The 16,463-nt window shown below is 60.1% G+C and carries 16 protein-coding genes; 6 read left to right on the top strand and 10 right to left on the bottom strand.

What is annotated here, in order from left to right; all coding sequences use genetic code 11:
• Nucleotides 1-10 precede the first annotated feature (10 nt).
• The gene (locus QQF73_RS13750) at nucleotides 11-451 is read left to right on the top strand and encodes a universal stress protein (protein ID WP_219867793.1); all 441 of its coding nucleotides are present in this window, start codon (nucleotides 11-13) and stop codon (nucleotides 449-451) included.
• A gap of 2 nt (nucleotides 452-453) precedes the next feature.
• On the opposite strand, the gene QQF73_RS13745 is transcribed toward QQF73_RS13750, so the two are convergent.
• Both QQF73_RS13745 and QQF73_RS13740 read right to left on the bottom strand, forming a co-directional pair.
• Complete coding sequence (locus QQF73_RS13745; protein ID WP_285368563.1) at nucleotides 454-2,724, bottom strand: diguanylate cyclase; 2,271 nt, start codon at nucleotides 2,722-2,724, stop codon at nucleotides 454-456.
• Nucleotides 2,725-2,941: 217 nt separating this feature from the next.
• Nucleotides 2,942-4,006, bottom strand: a complete 1,065-nt coding sequence (locus QQF73_RS13740) for a TRAP transporter substrate-binding protein (protein WP_219868138.1) — start codon at nucleotides 4,004-4,006, stop codon at nucleotides 2,942-2,944.
• 186 nt (nucleotides 4,007-4,192) lie between these two features.
• On the opposite strand from QQF73_RS13740, the gene QQF73_RS13735 reads away from it, so the two are divergent.
• A complete protein-coding gene (locus QQF73_RS13735) occupies nucleotides 4,193-5,389 on the top strand; it encodes a response regulator (RefSeq protein ID WP_285368562.1) in 1,197 nt (398 codons plus the stop codon).
• Here the strand turns inward: QQF73_RS13735 and QQF73_RS13730 are convergent.
• Complete coding sequence (locus QQF73_RS13730) at nucleotides 5,379-7,055, bottom strand: methyl-accepting chemotaxis protein (RefSeq protein WP_285368561.1); 1,677 nt, start codon at nucleotides 7,053-7,055, stop codon at nucleotides 5,379-5,381. The genes QQF73_RS13735 and QQF73_RS13730 overlap by 11 nt on opposite strands.
• Nucleotides 7,056-7,278: 223 nt before the next feature.
• Between QQF73_RS13730 and QQF73_RS13725 the strand changes: the two genes are divergently transcribed.
• A complete protein-coding gene (locus QQF73_RS13725) occupies nucleotides 7,279-8,631 on the top strand; it encodes a CHAD domain-containing protein (RefSeq protein ID WP_285368560.1) in 1,353 nt (450 codons plus the stop codon).
• Entirely contained in the window at nucleotides 8,615-8,998 is a 384-nt protein-coding gene (locus tag QQF73_RS13720) for a thiol-disulfide oxidoreductase DCC family protein (RefSeq protein ID WP_285368559.1), read from the top strand. Before QQF73_RS13725 ends, QQF73_RS13720 begins: the two co-directional genes overlap by 17 nt.
• On the opposite strand, the gene QQF73_RS13715 is transcribed toward QQF73_RS13720, so the two are convergent.
• The 3 genes from QQF73_RS13715 to QQF73_RS13705 are packed head-to-tail and all read right to left on the bottom strand — an operon-like array spanning nucleotide 8,989 to nucleotide 10,743.
• Nucleotides 8,989-10,002 carry a DUF2235 domain-containing protein gene (locus QQF73_RS13715; RefSeq protein WP_285368558.1) on the bottom strand — a complete coding sequence of 338 codons (1,014 nt, stop codon included), beginning with the start codon at nucleotides 10,000-10,002 and terminating at the stop codon, nucleotides 8,989-8,991. The genes QQF73_RS13720 and QQF73_RS13715 overlap by 10 nt on opposite strands.
• Before the next feature lie 49 nt (nucleotides 10,003-10,051).
• Entirely contained in the window at nucleotides 10,052-10,261 is a 210-nt protein-coding gene (locus tag QQF73_RS13710; protein ID WP_219867786.1) for a DUF3565 domain-containing protein, read from the bottom strand.
• Entirely contained in the window at nucleotides 10,258-10,743 is a 486-nt protein-coding gene (locus QQF73_RS13705) for a YchJ family protein (protein WP_219867785.1), read from the bottom strand. Before QQF73_RS13705 ends, QQF73_RS13710 begins: the two co-directional genes overlap by 4 nt.
• Before the next feature lie 112 nt (nucleotides 10,744-10,855).
• On the opposite strand from QQF73_RS13705, the gene QQF73_RS13700 reads away from it, so the two are divergent.
• A complete protein-coding gene (locus QQF73_RS13700) occupies nucleotides 10,856-11,587 on the top strand; it encodes a sulfite exporter TauE/SafE family protein (RefSeq protein ID WP_219867784.1) in 732 nt (243 codons plus the stop codon).
• Nucleotides 11,588-11,590: 3 nt separating this feature from the next.
• Here QQF73_RS13700 and QQF73_RS13695 read toward each other — a convergent pair whose 3' ends face one another.
• Nucleotides 11,591-12,268, bottom strand: a complete 678-nt coding sequence (locus QQF73_RS13695) for a hypothetical protein (protein WP_219867783.1) — start codon at nucleotides 12,266-12,268, stop codon at nucleotides 11,591-11,593.
• Between the two features lie 136 nt (nucleotides 12,269-12,404).
• Between QQF73_RS13695 and QQF73_RS13690 the strand changes: the two genes are divergently transcribed.
• On the top strand, nucleotides 12,405-13,793 hold the full coding sequence (locus QQF73_RS13690; protein WP_285368557.1) for a cyclic di-GMP phosphodiesterase: 1,389 nt from the start codon (nucleotides 12,405-12,407) through the stop codon (nucleotides 13,791-13,793).
• Between the two features lie 9 nt (nucleotides 13,794-13,802).
• Here the strand turns inward: QQF73_RS13690 and QQF73_RS13685 are convergent, their stop codons facing one another.
• The 3 genes from QQF73_RS13685 to QQF73_RS13675 all read right to left on the bottom strand — a co-directional run bounded on the left by QQF73_RS13685 (nucleotide 13,803) and on the right by QQF73_RS13675 (nucleotide 16,459).
• Nucleotides 13,803-14,234, bottom strand: a complete 432-nt coding sequence (locus QQF73_RS13685; RefSeq protein WP_219867782.1) for a hotdog fold thioesterase — start codon at nucleotides 14,232-14,234, stop codon at nucleotides 13,803-13,805.
• 93 nt (nucleotides 14,235-14,327) lie between these two features.
• Complete coding sequence (locus QQF73_RS13680; RefSeq protein ID WP_219867781.1) at nucleotides 14,328-15,710, bottom strand: ribonuclease J; 1,383 nt, start codon at nucleotides 15,708-15,710, stop codon at nucleotides 14,328-14,330.
• Nucleotides 15,707-16,459 (bottom strand): substrate-binding periplasmic protein, encoded by a 753-nt coding sequence (locus QQF73_RS13675; RefSeq protein ID WP_219867780.1) that lies wholly within the window; start codon nucleotides 16,457-16,459, stop codon nucleotides 15,707-15,709. Before QQF73_RS13675 ends, QQF73_RS13680 begins: the two co-directional genes overlap by 4 nt.
• Nucleotides 16,460-16,463: the final 4 nt, after the last annotated feature.

Genomic DNA, 16,463 nt, shown 5'->3' with positions numbered 1-16,463 from the left:
GGAGAAAGCTATGTTCAAACGGATCCTGGTAGCCATTGACGGTTCCAAGACATCCCTCAAGGCGCTGGACAAGGCGATTGAACTCCAGAAGCTGACAGATGCCGAGATCTACCTGATCTGCGTGTACAAACATCACAGCCTGTTTGAGGCGTCACTGTCGATTGGCCGGCCTCCGGGAATGGATATTCCGGACAAGGTCCTTTCGGAGTGGGCCAAGGAAGTGGTCGATCATGCCAAGGAAGAGGCAAAGTCACACGGAGCGAGCAAGATTCGTGCTTTCGTGAAAGGCGGGCGGCCATCCAGCGTAATCGTCAAGTTCGCACAGGATAAAGAGGTAGACCTTATTGTCGTGGGCACCAGCGGCACCCACAGCGACAAGGACGGCATGCTTCTTGGCAGTGTCTCCCACCGCGTGGCCTCCCGCGCCAAGTGTCCGGTGTTGGTGGTCTGACTTCAGGCCGCCTTGCTTTTCGAGATACTGACCCGGTTACGTCCCTCTTCCTTGGCCCGGTAAAGGGCCTGATCAGCAAGACTCAGGAGCTGTTCGGGCGCTTCTCCGGTCTCTGGCCAGCAGGCCACGCCCACCGAGACCGTGATAGGCCCCAGGTCTTTGCCCTGAAATACGACAGAGGCGTCACCAACCGAATCGCACAGGGATTGGGCGCGCTCGGTTGCATCCTCCGTCAATGCCCCCGGCATGATGACCACGAATTCCTCCCCGCCATAACGGCAGACAATATCGCTCTCCCGGAACTGGCGCTGGAGTGTCAGGGCGACTGACTGCAGGGCCCGGTCGCCGGCCTCATGCCCATGGGTATCGTTGAAGTGCTTGAAATGATCGATATCGATCACCAGCAGGGACAGCGGGAGATGACCGCGCTGGGCGACTGCACATTCATGCTCAAACAGCTGATCGAAGTAGCGCCGGTTCTTCAGTCCGGTGAGCGCATCCTCGTAGGAGAACTTCTGCAGTTCCTCCCGCAGGGCAATGCTGGAGAGGGTGATGCCAATCCGCTGGATGGCCTGGTCCAGTCCGGAAAATAATCGCTCCAGGCCATAGTCAGCCTCCTCGGTCCCGCACCGGCCATGGTACTGCAGCAGCAGGACACCCTCTGTCACCACCCCTTCGCTGGCAGACTCTACATTTATCCAGAAGCACAGTGGCCCGGCAGACGAACCGTTTGACGACGCCGGGATCGCCTGCCCGGACCGTACCGGCATGTTCGAGGGCCGAGGCAGACCTTTGCTGGCATCAAGGCTCCGCGGCATGGAACTCTGCTCGCTGCTGTCCCCCCAGCTTGCAACCGGATCGTAGAGGCGGGCCGTGGAACGGCGGTAAAGTACACCTGCCAGAGGGCTGCAGAGGTCCGGTGCAACCCTGCCCAGCAAGGAAAAGGCCTGCCCGAGGGTGATGCAATCCTGCAGTTCGGCAATCATGTCACCCAGAATCCGGTTCTTCTCATTCTCGAACGTGAGCATGCGCACTCGTGCCTGTTCACGGCGGGCCAGGGATTCCGCCCTTGCAGTGCGTTCCGCCACCTTCTGCTCCAAAGAGATCGCCAACCGCTTCAGGGCATTATGGGTCCTGGCGTAATGCCAGAGAGAGATCACAACCACCGCCAGTGAAAAGGCCAGGAGGCCCCAGCTCACGGGTACCCGCTGCCAGGGCAGGACACCGTGCGCCACAGCCATGTCGGCTATCAGGAGGCCGCAGAAGACCCCATAGGTCAGTACAAGCACCTGCTGTTCCCGCAACATATGGCGGAACCGGCGCACCACCGTAGCGCCAATGGCGGCGATGGACACTAGGAACAGGGCGTCAAACACCGGGAAGGTTGACGACAGGTCAACGACGCCGGCGAGGGCTAGACCGATCGCCCCCACCACATAGCCCAGATGGAGTTTCCAGATCAGGTTTATCAACCAGGGACGATGGTCGGCCAGCCATTGCTCCAGCATCAACGCCAGCGCTACCGGCAGCATGTAATAGGAACCGGCCGCCAGATAATCCCACAGTAACGGCCGGTAGGTAATCAGCAGGCTTGCCTGACTCTCCGCCACCAGCATCACCGCGGCGGACAACGCAAACACCGCGATGCTGACAAAGGTCTTTCGTTCGGTTTGCAGCACAGAGAAGACTAACGCAAGCAGGGCAATCAGCGCGGAAAACCCGGCAACGATCAGAGATTTCAGGGAATTTTCCAGGATGAACAACACCAGGTCGGCACGATCCATGATCGACACTTCGCCCCACAACCCGATGTCGGTGTAATCCGAGAACACCCTGAAATAGATCGGCTCGTTCTGATACCCGTCGGGAAGGGGAATCGCATGCCACGGCCAGCCCTCAAAGGATCCCTGCCCCCGGGAATCGAAGGTACCGTACTGATAGATCAGCTCACCGCCGAGGAAGGCCTGAACAATGATGTCGACACTGAAAATATATAGGACTGGCTCCTGCCATTCGCCAGCAGGCAGGGTTACCCGGTACCAGACGTTCTCCCGGCCGTTGCGGGCCGGCGGATTGGAAGGGAATCCAATGCCTTGCCACTGCCCGGTGTCCGTCTCAAGCGTCCAGTGGGGTACGCCGTCATCATTGAAAGTGGAATCGCCCCAGCGGTATTCCCAGCCATCGGTGACCGGCTGGGACGCAGCATGGGTCGCGCCCGGCAGGAAAAACGCCAGCAACAGTGCGACGATCAGGATTGGGCGGAGCACATGCATCAGATGAGCAGGCCTGCAATGTATAAAGGCTGGAGCCAATTATAGGTCAATAGACCACAAACCGGGCCGATGGGCCACTGCAGATGACAAAATTTGATCAACCGAAAATCGGCACCTTGCGTCCCCGGCTCGCCCCACCCAACCAAAAAGGGCGCCGGGATCAGTTGAAACCCCGACGCCCTCGGGCCGGCCTTATCAGCCGGCGCATTGGGCAGTCTTACTCGCCGGCAACGCTGTCCAGGTAGGCCTTGTCCGAAATATTGGTCCACTGGCGAACCTGACGCAGGTACTCGCGCTGGGAGCTGATGATCTCCTTCGCCAGTTCGTCCTTTTCCGCGGCTTCCTTCAACAGTTTATCGGTCGCATCGCGCAGGGCCTCGATCACTTCCGGCGGGAAGGTCTTGTGGGTGACATCCGGATAATCTTCCTTCATCCGGTCCCAGGCCACGCCACTTTCGTGTGTGCTCTGGATGTACATGTCATAGGCGGCTGTGCGCATGGCAACGCGCAGAATTTCCTGCAGATCTCCGGGCAGACTGTTCCAGGTTTTCTGATTGACCAGGAACTGGACTTCGGCGCCCGGCTCCTGCCAGCCGGAATAGTAGTACTTGGCAATCTGGTGGAAGCCCATATTGAAATCGAGCGCCGGACCTACCCATTCAACCGCATCAATGGTGCCCCGTTCCAGAGCGCTGTAGAGCTCGCCCGGCGGAATGTTGGTCACGGCCACGCCCAGCTCGGACATCACCTCACCGGCAAAACCCGGGGTCCGCATCTTGATGCCCTTGAGGTCATCGAGGGAATTAATCTCCTCCCGGAACCAGCCACCCATCTGGTTGCCGGTGTTACCCCCCGGGAAGGACAGCAGGCCATACGGCTCATACACCTTCTGCATCAGCTCCATGCCGTCACCATAGTAAAACCAGGCGTATTGTTCCGGCGCAATCATCCCGAAGGGCACCGTGGTAAAGAACATGGCATTCGGGATGGTGCCCTTATAGTAGTAGGACGCGGTATGGCCCATGTCGTACTGGCCATTCCGAACCAGATCAAAGATACCGAACGGTGCCTTGTGCTTGTTGGAAGCATCAATCTGGATCTGCAGACGGCCGCCGGACATGGTGTCGGCCATCTCCGCCATATGTTCAACGGTTTCCCCCAGAATCGGAGAGTTAGGCCCCCAGGTCTGCGCCAGGCGCAGTGTAAACGTATCCTCAGCGAGGCTGAGTGAACTGACTGAGAACAGCAGCGCGAACGCGGCCATTCTGAACAGGTGAGTCATCATTGTTGGCACCCTTTATCCTATTATTATGTAATGCATTTTTTTGAAGCCATCCAATATTAGCCCGGGAACATCATTAGCGCCAAGACTTGTTCTCATCCACCGGAGGGGCCAAAGTGATTATAGGTTCCACGGGCTTTGGTAACGCTAAGCCCGAACGTCACTGAGGGATGCAGGAAATCGGCGATGGAAAACACCGACGAGTTTGACAGCCACCGGTCAAGGCTGGAGCAGCTTCGGGATAGCTACCTGGAGAAACTGCCGGGACGACTGGACCGGATGGAGTATCTGGTCATGGCCATTCCGGTCGACGGCGATTACCGGGAAGATGGTGGCAAATTGCGCTCCTCCCTGAACACAATCTATCAGGAAGCCCACAAAATAGCCGGCGCGGCGGGTTCTTTGGGGCTTCTGCCTACCTCCCGTGCCGCCAAACAGATGCTGGGCATGGTGGATGCCTGGTTTGACGCTTCAGCCGAGGATCCGGTGTCAAAACAGGAAGCGATCCTGGCCCTGGTCAGAGCCATGCGCGACGTGGAGATCACAAGCGAGCCGGAACTGGGCTCCGTTGCATTGTCGGGCTCACGTTCCATCCACATTGTCGAAGAGGACGACTTGGTTGCTGGTGAGATTCTGCATTGGCTGGAAGAAGCGGGCTTTGATGCCCGGGTATTCATGTCCGCAACCGTTTATGGCGACACCTTCGAGATTCTGCCACCGCCCGACCTGATCATCATGAACATCAGCTTCGGCGACGACGCCTGTGCGGGCCCACGAATTATCCGGTTCCTCAAGCAGAAACTCGGAAACCTGCCCCCCGTGGTGTTTCTGTCGGCCCGGGATGACATGGACACCCGGCTGGATGCCCTGAGGGCCGGGGCGTCCCGCTACCTGACCCAACCGGTTCGCCAGAACGAACTGGTCGACGTGGCCCGGGAATACGCCGACATCGAGCGTGCTCCGGCCTTCAGGGTGTTGATGGTCGATGACGATGAGGCCGTGCTGGCGGTGAATCAACTGGTGTTGGAGCGGGCCGGACTCGAGGTCCGTACCGTTGTCGATCCGAAGAAAGCGCTGGAGGCTGCAAAAGCATTTGAACCGGACGTCGTGATTCTCGATGTGCTGATGCCGGAAGTTTCCGGCATCGAGCTGGCAGCAATCCTCCGTCAGGACAGGTTCTTTGACCCGATCCCCATTCTTTTTCTGACCTCCGACACCCACTCGGACCAGAAAGTCATGAGTGCAGCTCTTGGCGGTGACGATTACATCAACAAGCCCTTCGACCCGGATTACCTGCTGACCACCATCTTCGCCCGGGCACGGCGCTCCCGCCGGCTCCGGGAGCTGCTTCGACAAAGCCAGACCACCGGAATCAGACCTTGAACTGACTGACCAGGCCTCGCAAGGTTTCACCCAGCCGCGCCAGTTCCTGGCTTGCTTCGTTGGTCTGGGTGACGCCGGTGTCGCTGCGCTGGGCGGCATCAACGATGCGCACGACATTCTGGTTGATTTCTTCTGCCACCTGACTCTGCTGCTCGGCAGCAGTGGCAATCTGGGTCACCTGGTCGTGGATCTGGCCAACCGATTTCTCGATAGTGCCCAACGCCCCCGTGGCGTGATTGATGCGCTCAACCGTCTCCGATGACCGATCACGGGACCGGTTCATGCGCTCAACCGCGGAACGGGACTCGGAGACAAACCCGTCAATCATTTCACGAATCTGGTCTGCGGACTCGGCACTGCGCTTCGCCAGCTGACGGACCTCATCGGCAACCACCGAGAAGCCACGACCATGCTCACCGGCCCGGGCCGCCTCAATAGCCGCGTTCAGCGCCAGCAGGTTGGTCTGTTCGGTCACGGCGTGAATCACATCGAGAACCTGCTGGATGTCGTCAGACTTCTCGGCCAGGGCGTCGATGGTCCGGGCGCTGTCCTGGATTTCCTCGGACAGTTTGTTGACCGCGGCCTGGGCATTGGTAATGGTTTCCCCGCCATCCCGAGCCATGCGATCGGCATCTGAGGCCGCACTCTCGACCTCGTTGGCATTGCCGGAAATCTGCTGGATGGTTGCCGCCATTTCATTGATGGCCGAGGCGATCTGGTCGGTCTCTGAACCCTGTTCCTGAACCGACGCTCGGGTTTCATTGGCTACCCGACTCAGTTCCTCGGCGGCCGAGGCGACCTGATCCGTGGTGGCGCCCACTTCCCGGATGGTGTCCTGGATCTTGATCACAAAGGCATTGAAGCGCCGCCCCAACTCGGCCAGCTCGTCGGTGCCGTCCTCCGGCAGACGGTGGCGAAGATCGCCCTCACCGTCCGCGATTTCCTGCATCATGTCGCTCACGCCTTTGAGCGGCCTGGTCACGGTGCGACCAACCAAAAGGCCAACCAACAGTGAAACAACCACAACGATCACCGTCACCATCAGAATGAATCCGAGGGTTGAGGCAATGTTGTCCTGAATTTCAGCCTGCGCAGCGGCGACTTCACGATCGATGTTGGTCACGTACACACCGGCACCAATCATCCAGTCCCAACCCGGAATAATCGTCGAGTAGGAGACCTTCGGCTCTTCATTGCCCGATGCCGGGTTCATCCACTCGTATTCGTAGTAGCCATCGGTCTCGGCGGCATCGAACAGGGCACCCACCAGCTTCCTGAGGGTTGGGTTGCTTGACGGTCCTTCCTTGGAGGGATCGGGGGCATAGGCCAGGTTGTAGACGTCCCGGGTGTAGGCGAAGACGTAATTGGACTTGTCGAACCGGATGGTCCGGAGACGCGATGCCGCTTCGGCCTTCGCCTCCTCTTCGGAGAGCTCAGGGTCGTTCTTTGCCTCCAGAACGACCGCCCGGGCCGCATCGATCAGATTCTTGAGTCCGGCTTTCCGGGACTCCAGCAGACTGGCCTCAAGACGCTTGAGCTCAGCCTCACCACTGGCCTGAATCTGGCTGACCGTGATCCAGGCGATGGTGGCCGCGGTGATGAGGACCAGCACCAATACGGCCAGCAACAAACGGGTGCGTATGCGCAAGTTGTTCAGGAGGTTCATTACAACGATCCTTGGGGACTGGTCAGAGTTGTGAATTATCCACAGAGATGCGTTGAGCACTGTTCCAGTTTGTTAAGGCTATGTTGCGCACGAGACAATGAAGGTCGCCCGCGCTGGCACTAGACTGGTACTGTTCACGCATTTTCAGATAATTGACATATCGGCGGTTCTGCCCCGATCTTGAGCGCGTTCTCGACCAATGTCTTAACACCACGGTTGCAGCATGAAGGACCTCTACCTGATCCGACACGCCAAATCCAGTTGGGCCGACGACAGCCTGCCTGACCGGGCACGCCCCCTGAGTGCCCGGGGGCAGAGCCAGCTGGCACCACTGGGGCGGGCCCTTGCTCGGCATGGCGGTTTCGAGGGCCAGATGTACGCCAGTCCGGCAACCCGGGCGCAGGCGACGCTGGAGGGCATACTGCCCGCCACCGTTTCCCCGGAACGGGTGCATGTCTGCCCTGAGCTCTACACCTTCGACTTCCGACGCCTGGCCAGATGGTTGATGGATCGGGAAGATGATGGCCCGGTCGCAGTGATCGGACACAACCCGGCACTCCTGGAGCTTGCCCAGTGGCTGGTCAAACACCCGCCGACAGAGCTTCCCACTGCCAGTTTCGTACACATTCGCGCACCCGTCCGCCATTGGCGTCAATTAGCGAAGGGCAAGGGCAAACTGGAGACACTCCTGACGCCGAGCCAGTTCAGCTACAGCCATTTTGCCCGCAAACTGAAAAAGCGGGCAGCGACCGACGGCACCCGGCCAGGCCGGGACATTCCAGTCGCACTTCAACACCAGCTGGAGCTCATGCATCAACTGGCACCGGGGGTGATCATCGGGCTGGATGACGAGTTCCTGCACCAGTACCGCATTGCCATCCGTCGCAGCCGCGCCATTGCCGAGTCGGTCCAGGAGGTTACCGGCAACAACCTTCTGGCGAAGCCCGTCAAGGAGCTCAAACGGTATGCCAACGCCACCAGCCGACTCCGGGACCTGCACGTGTTCCTGCAACAGCTGCCGACGCTGAGCGCTGCCAATGACGAGCTGCGTACCGCCCTGCACACCTATTTCGAGAAAGAGGCGGACAACGAGCAACAGCGGCTGGTGAAAAAACTGACGGGCAAGCGCTACCGCAAGAGTCTGACCGACTGGCAGAACCGGATCGAATCCGGAAAACTGGAAAAACTTGCCACGTCATTGAGCCATAAAGACATCCGAAAAACCGCCGGGCGACGTATTGATGAGATCAACAGGCGTTCTGCGGTGCTGACTTGCTCCTCGCCGGACGAGGATTTCCACCGACTGCGTAAGCTGTTGAAGCGAACACGCTATCTGATGGAGCTCGACAGGGCAGGCTGGAAGAAGCCCCTGAAGGTTTTGAAAGAACGCCAGAAACACTATGGCCGCTTTCAGGACCTGCACGTTCAGATTCAGTTGCTGGAGCAGTTCCGGAGCAATGCCCCCGACATTCTCCCGGCGGCCTTGCGAACCCTCGAAGTCAGCCTGGAACAGCAGAAAGCAGACGTTCGGAACCAGATACTGGCCCTTGGAGGACTTGATGGCACCCCGATATGACACCCTTTTCTACGACAGCCACTGCCCGCTGTGTGCCCGCGAGATCCGGACCCTGCGCAAGCTCCAGAACGGCAATTTGATCTTCGCTGACATCCACGAGCAGCATGGCAATAATTCGCAGGTGCCAGGCCACGAGGAGCTGCTGCGCCGTCTGCACTTGCTGGCCTGGAGCGGGGAGTGGGTAACCGGTCTGGAAGCGACTGTGCGCGCCTGGTCCCATACAGCTCTGGGCTTCCTGTTCAAACCCTTGCTCTGGCCCATGGTCTTCCCGATTGCCTCGCGGATTTACGAGAACTGGGCGGACCGCCGTTACGAGCGCAAATACACCTGCGCCCTGGGCGCCAACGACCACAGACATCAGCCCTGAAACCCGATCTGCTCCAGATTTGGTGGGCGATAGTCCGGGTCAAGGCGCCAACGATCCGTCACCGATGGGTGAATCGAGGTTTCAACATCGGCCACTTTCAGGGGCCTGATCAGGGGTGTTGAGAATCGGAAAATGTGCCGCCGGGAATTGTGCAGTTTCGCCCGAGGATCGGGCCTGGCCGCAGCCGGCAGATGTGGCTCGATCTCAAGGCCCGCCGTTCTCGCTTCCTGCACCATCCAGTCCAGCGCAATGTCCGAGGCGAACAGTCCTGCCTCATCCGCCGGATACCCGCCACCGATGTCGCTATGAGACCCTGCGAACCATACCTGTTTCAGATCGAGCCCCGGCCTCGGGTGCCACAGGGTGGGTTCGAAATCCTCCCGGCGTTCATCAATGGCCAGTGCGTGTCGAGCCACCCGGACATTACTGCCGAGTTTGGTGTCGTAAAACTCGTCTTTGCGATCAAACAATCCCAGCAATGAAAACGGCACGCCAAGGGCTCCGACGGTGTCCCACACCCCGACAAAACGAATTTCCCGGGACGGATGGCTGTGCTCAGCGCGGAATTTCAACGACTCCGTTCCGGACGGCGCGAACTCCTTGCCCGCTTTTTTGTAATGGTCGAAGGCTTTCTGGATCAGCCGCGCATCGGGCCGCCTGAGGATGCCACAGTTATTGATCAGGCCGCACAACGAGCGCACCGTGTAGGCGCCGCGACTGAAGCCAAAGAAATACAGTTCGGTTTCGGGCTCATAGTTCTGAACGATGTAGCGGTAGGCATCCATGATGTTCTTGTGAATGCCCTGGCCCGTCGCGCCACCAATCACGGCATTGTAGTAGGAGCCGATGCCCCAGTCGTAAAACACGTGCTGGGGCCAGCCTCTGGCGGTCAGCGGACTGATGGCCCGGGCCATTCGAAGAACATTGGTGGGAACGTCTTTCTGCAGGTCTTCTTCGGGACGATTCCATGTGCCATCGGCACAGATGACGAGACGCTCGACCATGGCAGACTCCTTTGCCATCAGAACGATCAGGGTTTGACCGGATTATAGCTTATGGCTGACGATCCGGCGGCGCGCCCTGATCGCACTTGTTGCAGTCCAGTTCATGGCCCAGCCTGGATTGCCGGCCCTCGGGCGTGATCACCCAGGGCCGGTTAATCCAGGGCGGGTCATGGCGCACGTGCTGGTTATGACCGCACGCCAACTGGGCAACCCAGTGGTTCTCCTCGTCCCGATGGTAGCCGGTTATGGGTTGTTTCATGACCGCGCCTGACCGGTTTTCAAACAACAGGTCTTGTGCTTTTTCCCGCTGCCGCACGGGCAGGGCTCATTGCGGCCGGGTTTCAGCGTCCCTTCGCTGGTGTCACCCGCCACATAGAACCAGCGACCCTGTTCGCGGACAAAGTCCGACTGTTCCTCAAGGTAACCCCAGCCACTGCCCGCGCGGTAGATCGCCCGGAAGTGCACCGTTCCCGCATCGCCGTCCTGCGAACTGCCGAGGATTCGAAGCGACGCCCAGTCCGGCGACGATTCCAGGCTGAGGCTGTCCGGTCGGGTGCTGGCGTGCCAGGTAGCCAACAGGTAATCCGTCAGGCCCAGCACAAAGGCGCAGTAGCGGGAACGCATCAGCGCTTCCGGAGTGCCGGCCGGCTCGCCGAGATGGAGCCGTTGGCAGCAGTTCCCGTAATCCTGGCCGGAGCCGCAGGGACACGGAGTCTGGTCGGGGGAGAGTTGTTCTGTCATCCGCGCTGGTCCGTTGTTCCACTATGGTCTGATTAAGGAGTGACAGTCTATCAGTTCCAACCCGATACCCGCTGTGTTATCAAGGCAGATTCCCCCGGTCCGGTGATTTGCCTTGAACGACATCAGCCTGTTCCAGATCCTGCTTGCCAATCTCGCCCTCCTCGCCGGCGCCTGCCTTCAGGGCGTGGCGGGCTACGGCATCGGAACCCTGTCGGCGCCGCTGTTGTTCCTGGTCAGTCCGCTGTTTTTGCCGGGGCCACTGATCCTGAATGCCACCGTCCTGACCGTGTTTATGCTGGTCCGCAATCGGGGCGCCCTGCAGGTGCGCCAGGTTCGCTTTGCCATTGTCGGCGGGGCGATCGGCACCGTATTGGCTGGGTTGACGCTGCTGGTTTTGTCGCCCAAGGGGTTCGAGCTGATTTTCGGCGTACTGATCCTGGCCGGCGTCGGTCTGAGCATTGGCGGACTGCGCCCGGCGTTGAATGCACGCAACAGCGTCATGGCGGGCGCCGCGTCGACCTACATGGGCACCATCACCGCGGTGGGCGGACCGCCCATTGCGCTGATCTACCAGAACGAGAAGGGCCCTCTGGTCCGGGCCAACATGTCGGCCTTTTTCCTGATGGCCAGTTTCCTGAGCCTCGCCGCGCTGCTGTTTTCCGGCTACCTCGGTCTCCGGGAGCTGAAACTGTTTGGCCTGACCCTCCCCGGGGTACTGGTCGGCTTCTGGCTGTCCGGACGCCTGGTGAACCGCATGCCCTTCGACGGGCTTCGCCCGGTGATACTGGCCATTGCCGCCGTGGCCGGCGCCGCAGCCCTGGTGCGCGGCTTGCTTTCGCTGTAACCGTCAGCCCACCCAGAACCGCACCCGGAACCGGCTCTTTCGCCAGAGCCGGGCCAGCATCAGTGCATGCACGTTTATCAACAGGGCAAAAACCCACTCAAAGGCGTCATCCGTCCGGCTGTAAAACCCGGGCGCAACGCCATTGAGAATGACAGAAAGAATACCGATCGCGAGCGTCAGCTGGCAAAGCGCCAGCAGCCATTTCCCCTCTCCCCGCCACACCGGGTGTTCCCGGAGCGCGGCACTGATGAGCAGCTCGCAGAGAAAGGTCAGGGACAGGTAAAGCACAACGCCGGTTCGACGCATGAGGTTGAAGCCATCCCCCTCATGGCCGAGCGCCACCGTGTAAGCCGCCAGGGCGGCGCTCGCGATCAGCCCGAGCCAGGGTACCCAGACGATGGCTGCCGACCGCACGCCGAGCTGCCTGAGCCAACGGCCATTGAACCACCAGAACAGCAGGCCAAGTAAGGCGGCAGGCAGCATCGCACCCTTGAAAATGAAATAGGACGTGCCGTGGCGCCCGGTCTTGCTGATGCTGGTGCAGCTATCCCAATAGGGGATACAGAACGAGACGTGCCCCTCCAGCACCGAGACCATAAATGTCAGGTGGATGGTCAGCAGCGGTATCAGGCCGGCAGCGAGCGCCAGCCACCAGAGCCGAACACTGTTGGGATCTGTCATGGCGGAAGCCCTTGTGCATTCCCCGTTCAGACACTCGGTTAGCGTATCCACGACGGACGGACTAACCTGATGGGTGTGTGATATTTGACCAGATTTTACAGGCCGAGTCGTTCGTTATGGAGCGATTGCCCTAAAAATGGACCAGAATGTCCTCAGGGATGACCGGGAACGTGTTATGGGTACACCGCACCAGGAAATCGTAGAGACCTGTATCGATGTCGCCGATCTGGCCGTGGGCATGCATGTCGTCCGTCTGGACCGCCCCTGGGAGGAAACCAACTTTCTCCTGCAAGGCTTCGTGGTTCGCGACACGTCCGAGATCGATGCACTGCGCTCACAGTGCGAGTTCGTGTACATCGAAGGCCGCGTCGAACGGCCGGAACCCGCTCCAGCCCCCGAAAACACCAATCGCACCCAGCCTTCCGGGGGCTTTTTCGGTTTCTTCAAACGCGGTAAGCAAACGACGCCCCCCAAGGCAGAGCCGGCCCGGACGGCTCTGCCTCACCGGCGTGTCACCTATATCAACAAGGTGGACCTGGGCACCGAAATGAAAACGGCGGCCATCCGGTTTGAAGATGCTCAGAAAACCGCCAAGTCGATCATGTCCGGTTTGCGGTTGGGACGAACGCTCGACCTGAACAACGCCCGGGCTGTGGTCAACGGCTGTGTCGACAGCGTGCTTCGCAACGAAAACGCCCTGTTGCTGCTCACCAAGATCAAGAACCAGGATGAATATACCGCAGAGCACTCCATCAACGTTTCGATACTGTCTGCGGCGTTCGGCAAACATCTCGGCTTGCTGGAGGGTGAGATCCGCAACCTGGCGCTGTGCGGACTGCTCCATGACGTGGGCAAGGTGAAGATTCCCGAAGAGGTCCTGAACAAACCGGGCGCGCTGACACCCGACGAATTCCAGATAATGCGCAAGCACACCACCCACGGCCGTACCATCCTGATGGGCACCAGCCAGTCTCTGAATTCCGCCGTGGACGTCGCCTACAGCCACCACGAGCGCGTCGATGGCCAGGGCTACCCTCGGGGCCTGGGAGCCCGGCAAATCCCCTACTTTGCCAAGCTCGTCGGGCTGGTGGACACCTACGATGCCATCACCAGCAACCGGATCTACGATACCGGCCGGGCCTCGATGCAGGCGCTGGAAATCATTCACAAGCATCGCGACAGCCAGTTCGACAAAGAACTGGCCGAGGCGTTCATCCAGATGATTGGCGTGTACCCGCCCGGTTCTATTGTGGAAATGCTGAACGGCGAGGTGGCCATCGTGGTGGAGACGCACCGCAAGCACAAACTCAAGCCAAGGGTGCTGCTGGTGCGGGAGGCGGATAAATCCGTGATGATGCCGTCCAGACACCTGGACCTGATGCAGGCCCCCCGGGATGGCGCAGGACACCCCTACCAGATCGCGCGGGAGGTACCGGACGGTACCCATGGCATTGTGCTGAAAGAGTTTGTCGATGAGGGGCTGATTCTCTCAACCCCCGTTCCCGAGGATCCGGACCGGTCGTAACTGCCCTGGCTAGCGCTGCGGGAGCCTGGTCACAGCCATGGTCAGGCGGGAGATACAGGTGGGCTTGCCGTCTTCGTTTTCCAGCCGGATCTCCCAGACCTGCGTGGCACTGCCAATGTGGATGGCTTTGGCGGTTCCGTATACCCAGCCCTTGCTGACCGGGCGCAGGTGATTGGCGTTGATATCCAGGCCCACCGCCACAGTTTCCGGATCCTTCAGGCAGCAGTTCGCGGCCATGCTGCCCAGGGTTTCCGCCAGCAGCACCGAGGCACCGCCGTGGAGGATACCGAACGGCTGAACCGTGCGCTCGTCCACCGGCATCCGGCCCCGGACATAATCTTCACCAACCTCCAGATATTCGATGCCCAGATGGCCGACCGCGGTGTTGCTACTCGCCTCCCTCATGTGTTCAAGGTTCGGGGTCTGAGTCCAGATTGCCATAGTGCGAGGGCCTCCAAAAAACGGTGCGTGTGATTGACGAGGAGTCAGTCTAACCAGATAGGATGCGAACGACTACCAGAATTTGGTCGGTGCTCACTCGACCCGGACCAACGCTTGTTTGTCCCACCCCAGCCGACCGGTCTCGGCAATCTGCCGCCGCATGCCCGGTACCGGACGGATCATAAACAGATCACCGTTGCGACCCACCAGAGTCCTGGGAACACCACAACCCCTGGCGATACCGGCGTGGGTGTCCATGTGTTCGGCTTCCCCGTGTACCGGGATGGCGATGTTCGGGCGCACCCACTGGTACATGGCCCGCAGCTCTTCCTGGGCGGGATGACCAGAGGCATGGATGGGTATCCGGGAATCTTCGGCGGTGATGACGGTGACCCCCAGTTCCCTGAGCCGGCCGATCAGCGTTTCAATCTCCTCCTCGTTGCCGGGAATCGCGCGTGCACTGAAGATGACGGTATCTCCCGCCTCCAGCTCAAAGTCCGGATGCGTGCCTGCCGCCAGGCGGCGCAAGGCGGTGCGCGGCTCGCCCTGACTACCGGTAGCCACCGCCAGCACTTCACCCCGGGGCAGGTAACCCAGGTGGGACGGGGCGATCAGCCGATCGGCAGCATCCCAGACCCCGGCAGCCCTGGCTGCGGCGCTCATATTGACCAGCGACCGTCCGAGCAGGCCCATATAGCGCCCGGTCTCCCGGGCAATCAGACCCAGGGTATGCAATCGTGCGATATTACTGCCGAAACAGGTGACCACGACCCGGCCCTGCGCGGACTGCACCGCCTGCAGGAGCCCTTCGTGCAGGGCCGCCTCAGACACCGAATGCCCGGCCACCGTGGCGTTGGTGGAATCGCACACCATGGCTGCGACGCCCTCGTCCGCCAGGTCAGTGAAGGTCTTGCGGGAATAGCCGTGCCCCACCAGGGGCTGGTCATCCAGCTTCCAGTCACCACTGTGGAAGATATTGCCGATCTCCGTTCGGATCATCAGCGCATTGGGGTCAGGGATGGAGTGGGTAAGCGCCAGCCACTGCACGTCGAACGGCCCGATCTGCCGGCTCTCACCGGTCTCCACCACGATGATCGGGACCCGATGCAGGAGATCGAATTCCGCCAATTTGCGGCGCAATATCTCGGCGGTAAACCGGCTGGTGTAAATGGGGCACTGCAGCAGCGGCCACAGGTAAGGCACGGCCCCCACATGATCTTCATGGGCATGGGTAATGACCAGCCCCGCCAGCTGGTCGCGGCGATCGGCGATAAAGGCCGGATCTGCCATCTGGACCGGCGGCTCGCCGCTGTGATGAATGGTGCCATCGGCTGCCACGCGCCCGGGCCTGGGGAAGGTCACGCCACAATCCACCATGAGCCACTGGCCATCGTGCCCATACAGATTGAGGTTCATGCCGATCTCGCCGGTTCCACCGAGCGGCAGGAACCAGAGGTCGTTGTGATCTGGCGTCATTGGCTCTCGATTTCCAGGTATTTCAGGACAAGATCCTCGTAGATACCTTCCATTTTGATGAGTTTAAAGGCCGCCCGTATGTCGTCGGCATATTCCAGCACGTTCGATTTCTTCGAAACGGCGATGAATGATCGCTCACCCGGCACAAAAAAGGGCGAGATGGAGGTGCTCACCCCGAGTTTGTCAACGGTGTACTTGCCCACCAGCTCCGGAGCAATGACCACGTCTACCCGCCCCCGTTCCATCATCAACATCAGATTTTCGTAACGGGGCGCACGCTCCTTCATCAGCTCGTCGTCCTCGTCGAAACGGGGAAAGTAACTCGACCCGTCCAGGACACCGATCACCCGGCCGTATAGATCGGAATAGCCCTCAATCCGGTGGGTATCGGTCTGGTAGAAAAACAGGCGGCGCTCGGGCGGGAAGGCCGGAGCCACGAACTCCAGGAAGCGCTCCCGGCCCTCCGTTCGCAGTGGACCCAACACAATGTCCACCTGGCCCTCTTCCGCCAGGCGGAGCACCCGACGAAACGGCGCTTCCCGATAGCGCACATTCCACCCGAGCCGGGTGGCGATCTCCTCGAAGATATCTACGTAAAGACCGGTACGCTCACCATTGCGGATGATTCGATAGGGTGGCGCATGATTCACGCCGACTGTGACGGTCAAGGGCGCGATCGTTTCCGTGCCCTGCTGCGCCCATACCGGCATGGCCATGAGCGCAAGCACCATCAGTGTCAATGCTCGCATGCTT

It is taken from the genome of Marinobacter albus (genome assembly GCF_030238305.1).
GTDB classification, from domain to species: domain Bacteria; phylum Pseudomonadota; class Gammaproteobacteria; order Pseudomonadales; family Oleiphilaceae; genus Marinobacter; species Marinobacter albus.
This window is presented reverse-complemented; position numbering and strand designations above follow the sequence as displayed.

Excerpts from the sequence above, each read along its gene's own strand:
- QQF73_RS13750 (WP_219867793.1), top strand. The coding sequence starts at position 11 with ATGTTCAAACGGATCCTGGTAGCCATTGACGGTTCCAAGACATCCCTC.
- QQF73_RS13745 (WP_285368563.1), bottom strand. The coding sequence starts at position 2,724 with ATGCATGTGCTCCGCCCAATCCTGATCGTCGCACTGTTGCTGGCGTTT.
- QQF73_RS13740 (WP_219868138.1), bottom strand. The coding sequence starts at position 4,006 with ATGACTCACCTGTTCAGAATGGCCGCGTTCGCGCTGCTGTTCTCAGTC.
- QQF73_RS13735 (WP_285368562.1), top strand. The coding sequence starts at position 4,193 with ATGGAAAACACCGACGAGTTTGACAGCCACCGGTCAAGGCTGGAGCAG.
- QQF73_RS13730 (WP_285368561.1), bottom strand. The coding sequence starts at position 7,055 with ATGAACCTCCTGAACAACTTGCGCATACGCACCCGTTTGTTGCTGGCC.
- QQF73_RS13725 (WP_285368560.1), top strand. The coding sequence starts at position 7,279 with ATGAAGGACCTCTACCTGATCCGACACGCCAAATCCAGTTGGGCCGAC.
- QQF73_RS13720 (WP_285368559.1), top strand. The coding sequence starts at position 8,615 with ATGGCACCCCGATATGACACCCTTTTCTACGACAGCCACTGCCCGCTG.
- QQF73_RS13715 (WP_285368558.1), bottom strand. The coding sequence starts at position 10,002 with ATGGTCGAGCGTCTCGTCATCTGTGCCGATGGCACATGGAATCGTCCC.
- QQF73_RS13710 (WP_219867786.1), bottom strand. The coding sequence starts at position 10,261 with ATGAAACAACCCATAACCGGCTACCATCGGGACGAGGAGAACCACTGG.
- QQF73_RS13705 (WP_219867785.1), bottom strand. The coding sequence starts at position 10,743 with ATGACAGAACAACTCTCCCCCGACCAGACTCCGTGTCCCTGCGGCTCC.
- QQF73_RS13695 (WP_219867783.1), bottom strand. The coding sequence starts at position 12,268 with ATGACAGATCCCAACAGTGTTCGGCTCTGGTGGCTGGCGCTCGCTGCC.
- QQF73_RS13690 (WP_285368557.1), top strand. The coding sequence starts at position 12,405 with ATGGACCAGAATGTCCTCAGGGATGACCGGGAACGTGTTATGGGTACA.
- QQF73_RS13685 (WP_219867782.1), bottom strand. The coding sequence starts at position 14,234 with ATGGCAATCTGGACTCAGACCCCGAACCTTGAACACATGAGGGAGGCG.
- QQF73_RS13680 (WP_219867781.1), bottom strand. The coding sequence starts at position 15,710 with ATGACGCCAGATCACAACGACCTCTGGTTCCTGCCGCTCGGTGGAACC.
- QQF73_RS13675 (WP_219867780.1), bottom strand. The coding sequence starts at position 16,459 with ATGCGAGCATTGACACTGATGGTGCTTGCGCTCATGGCCATGCCGGTA.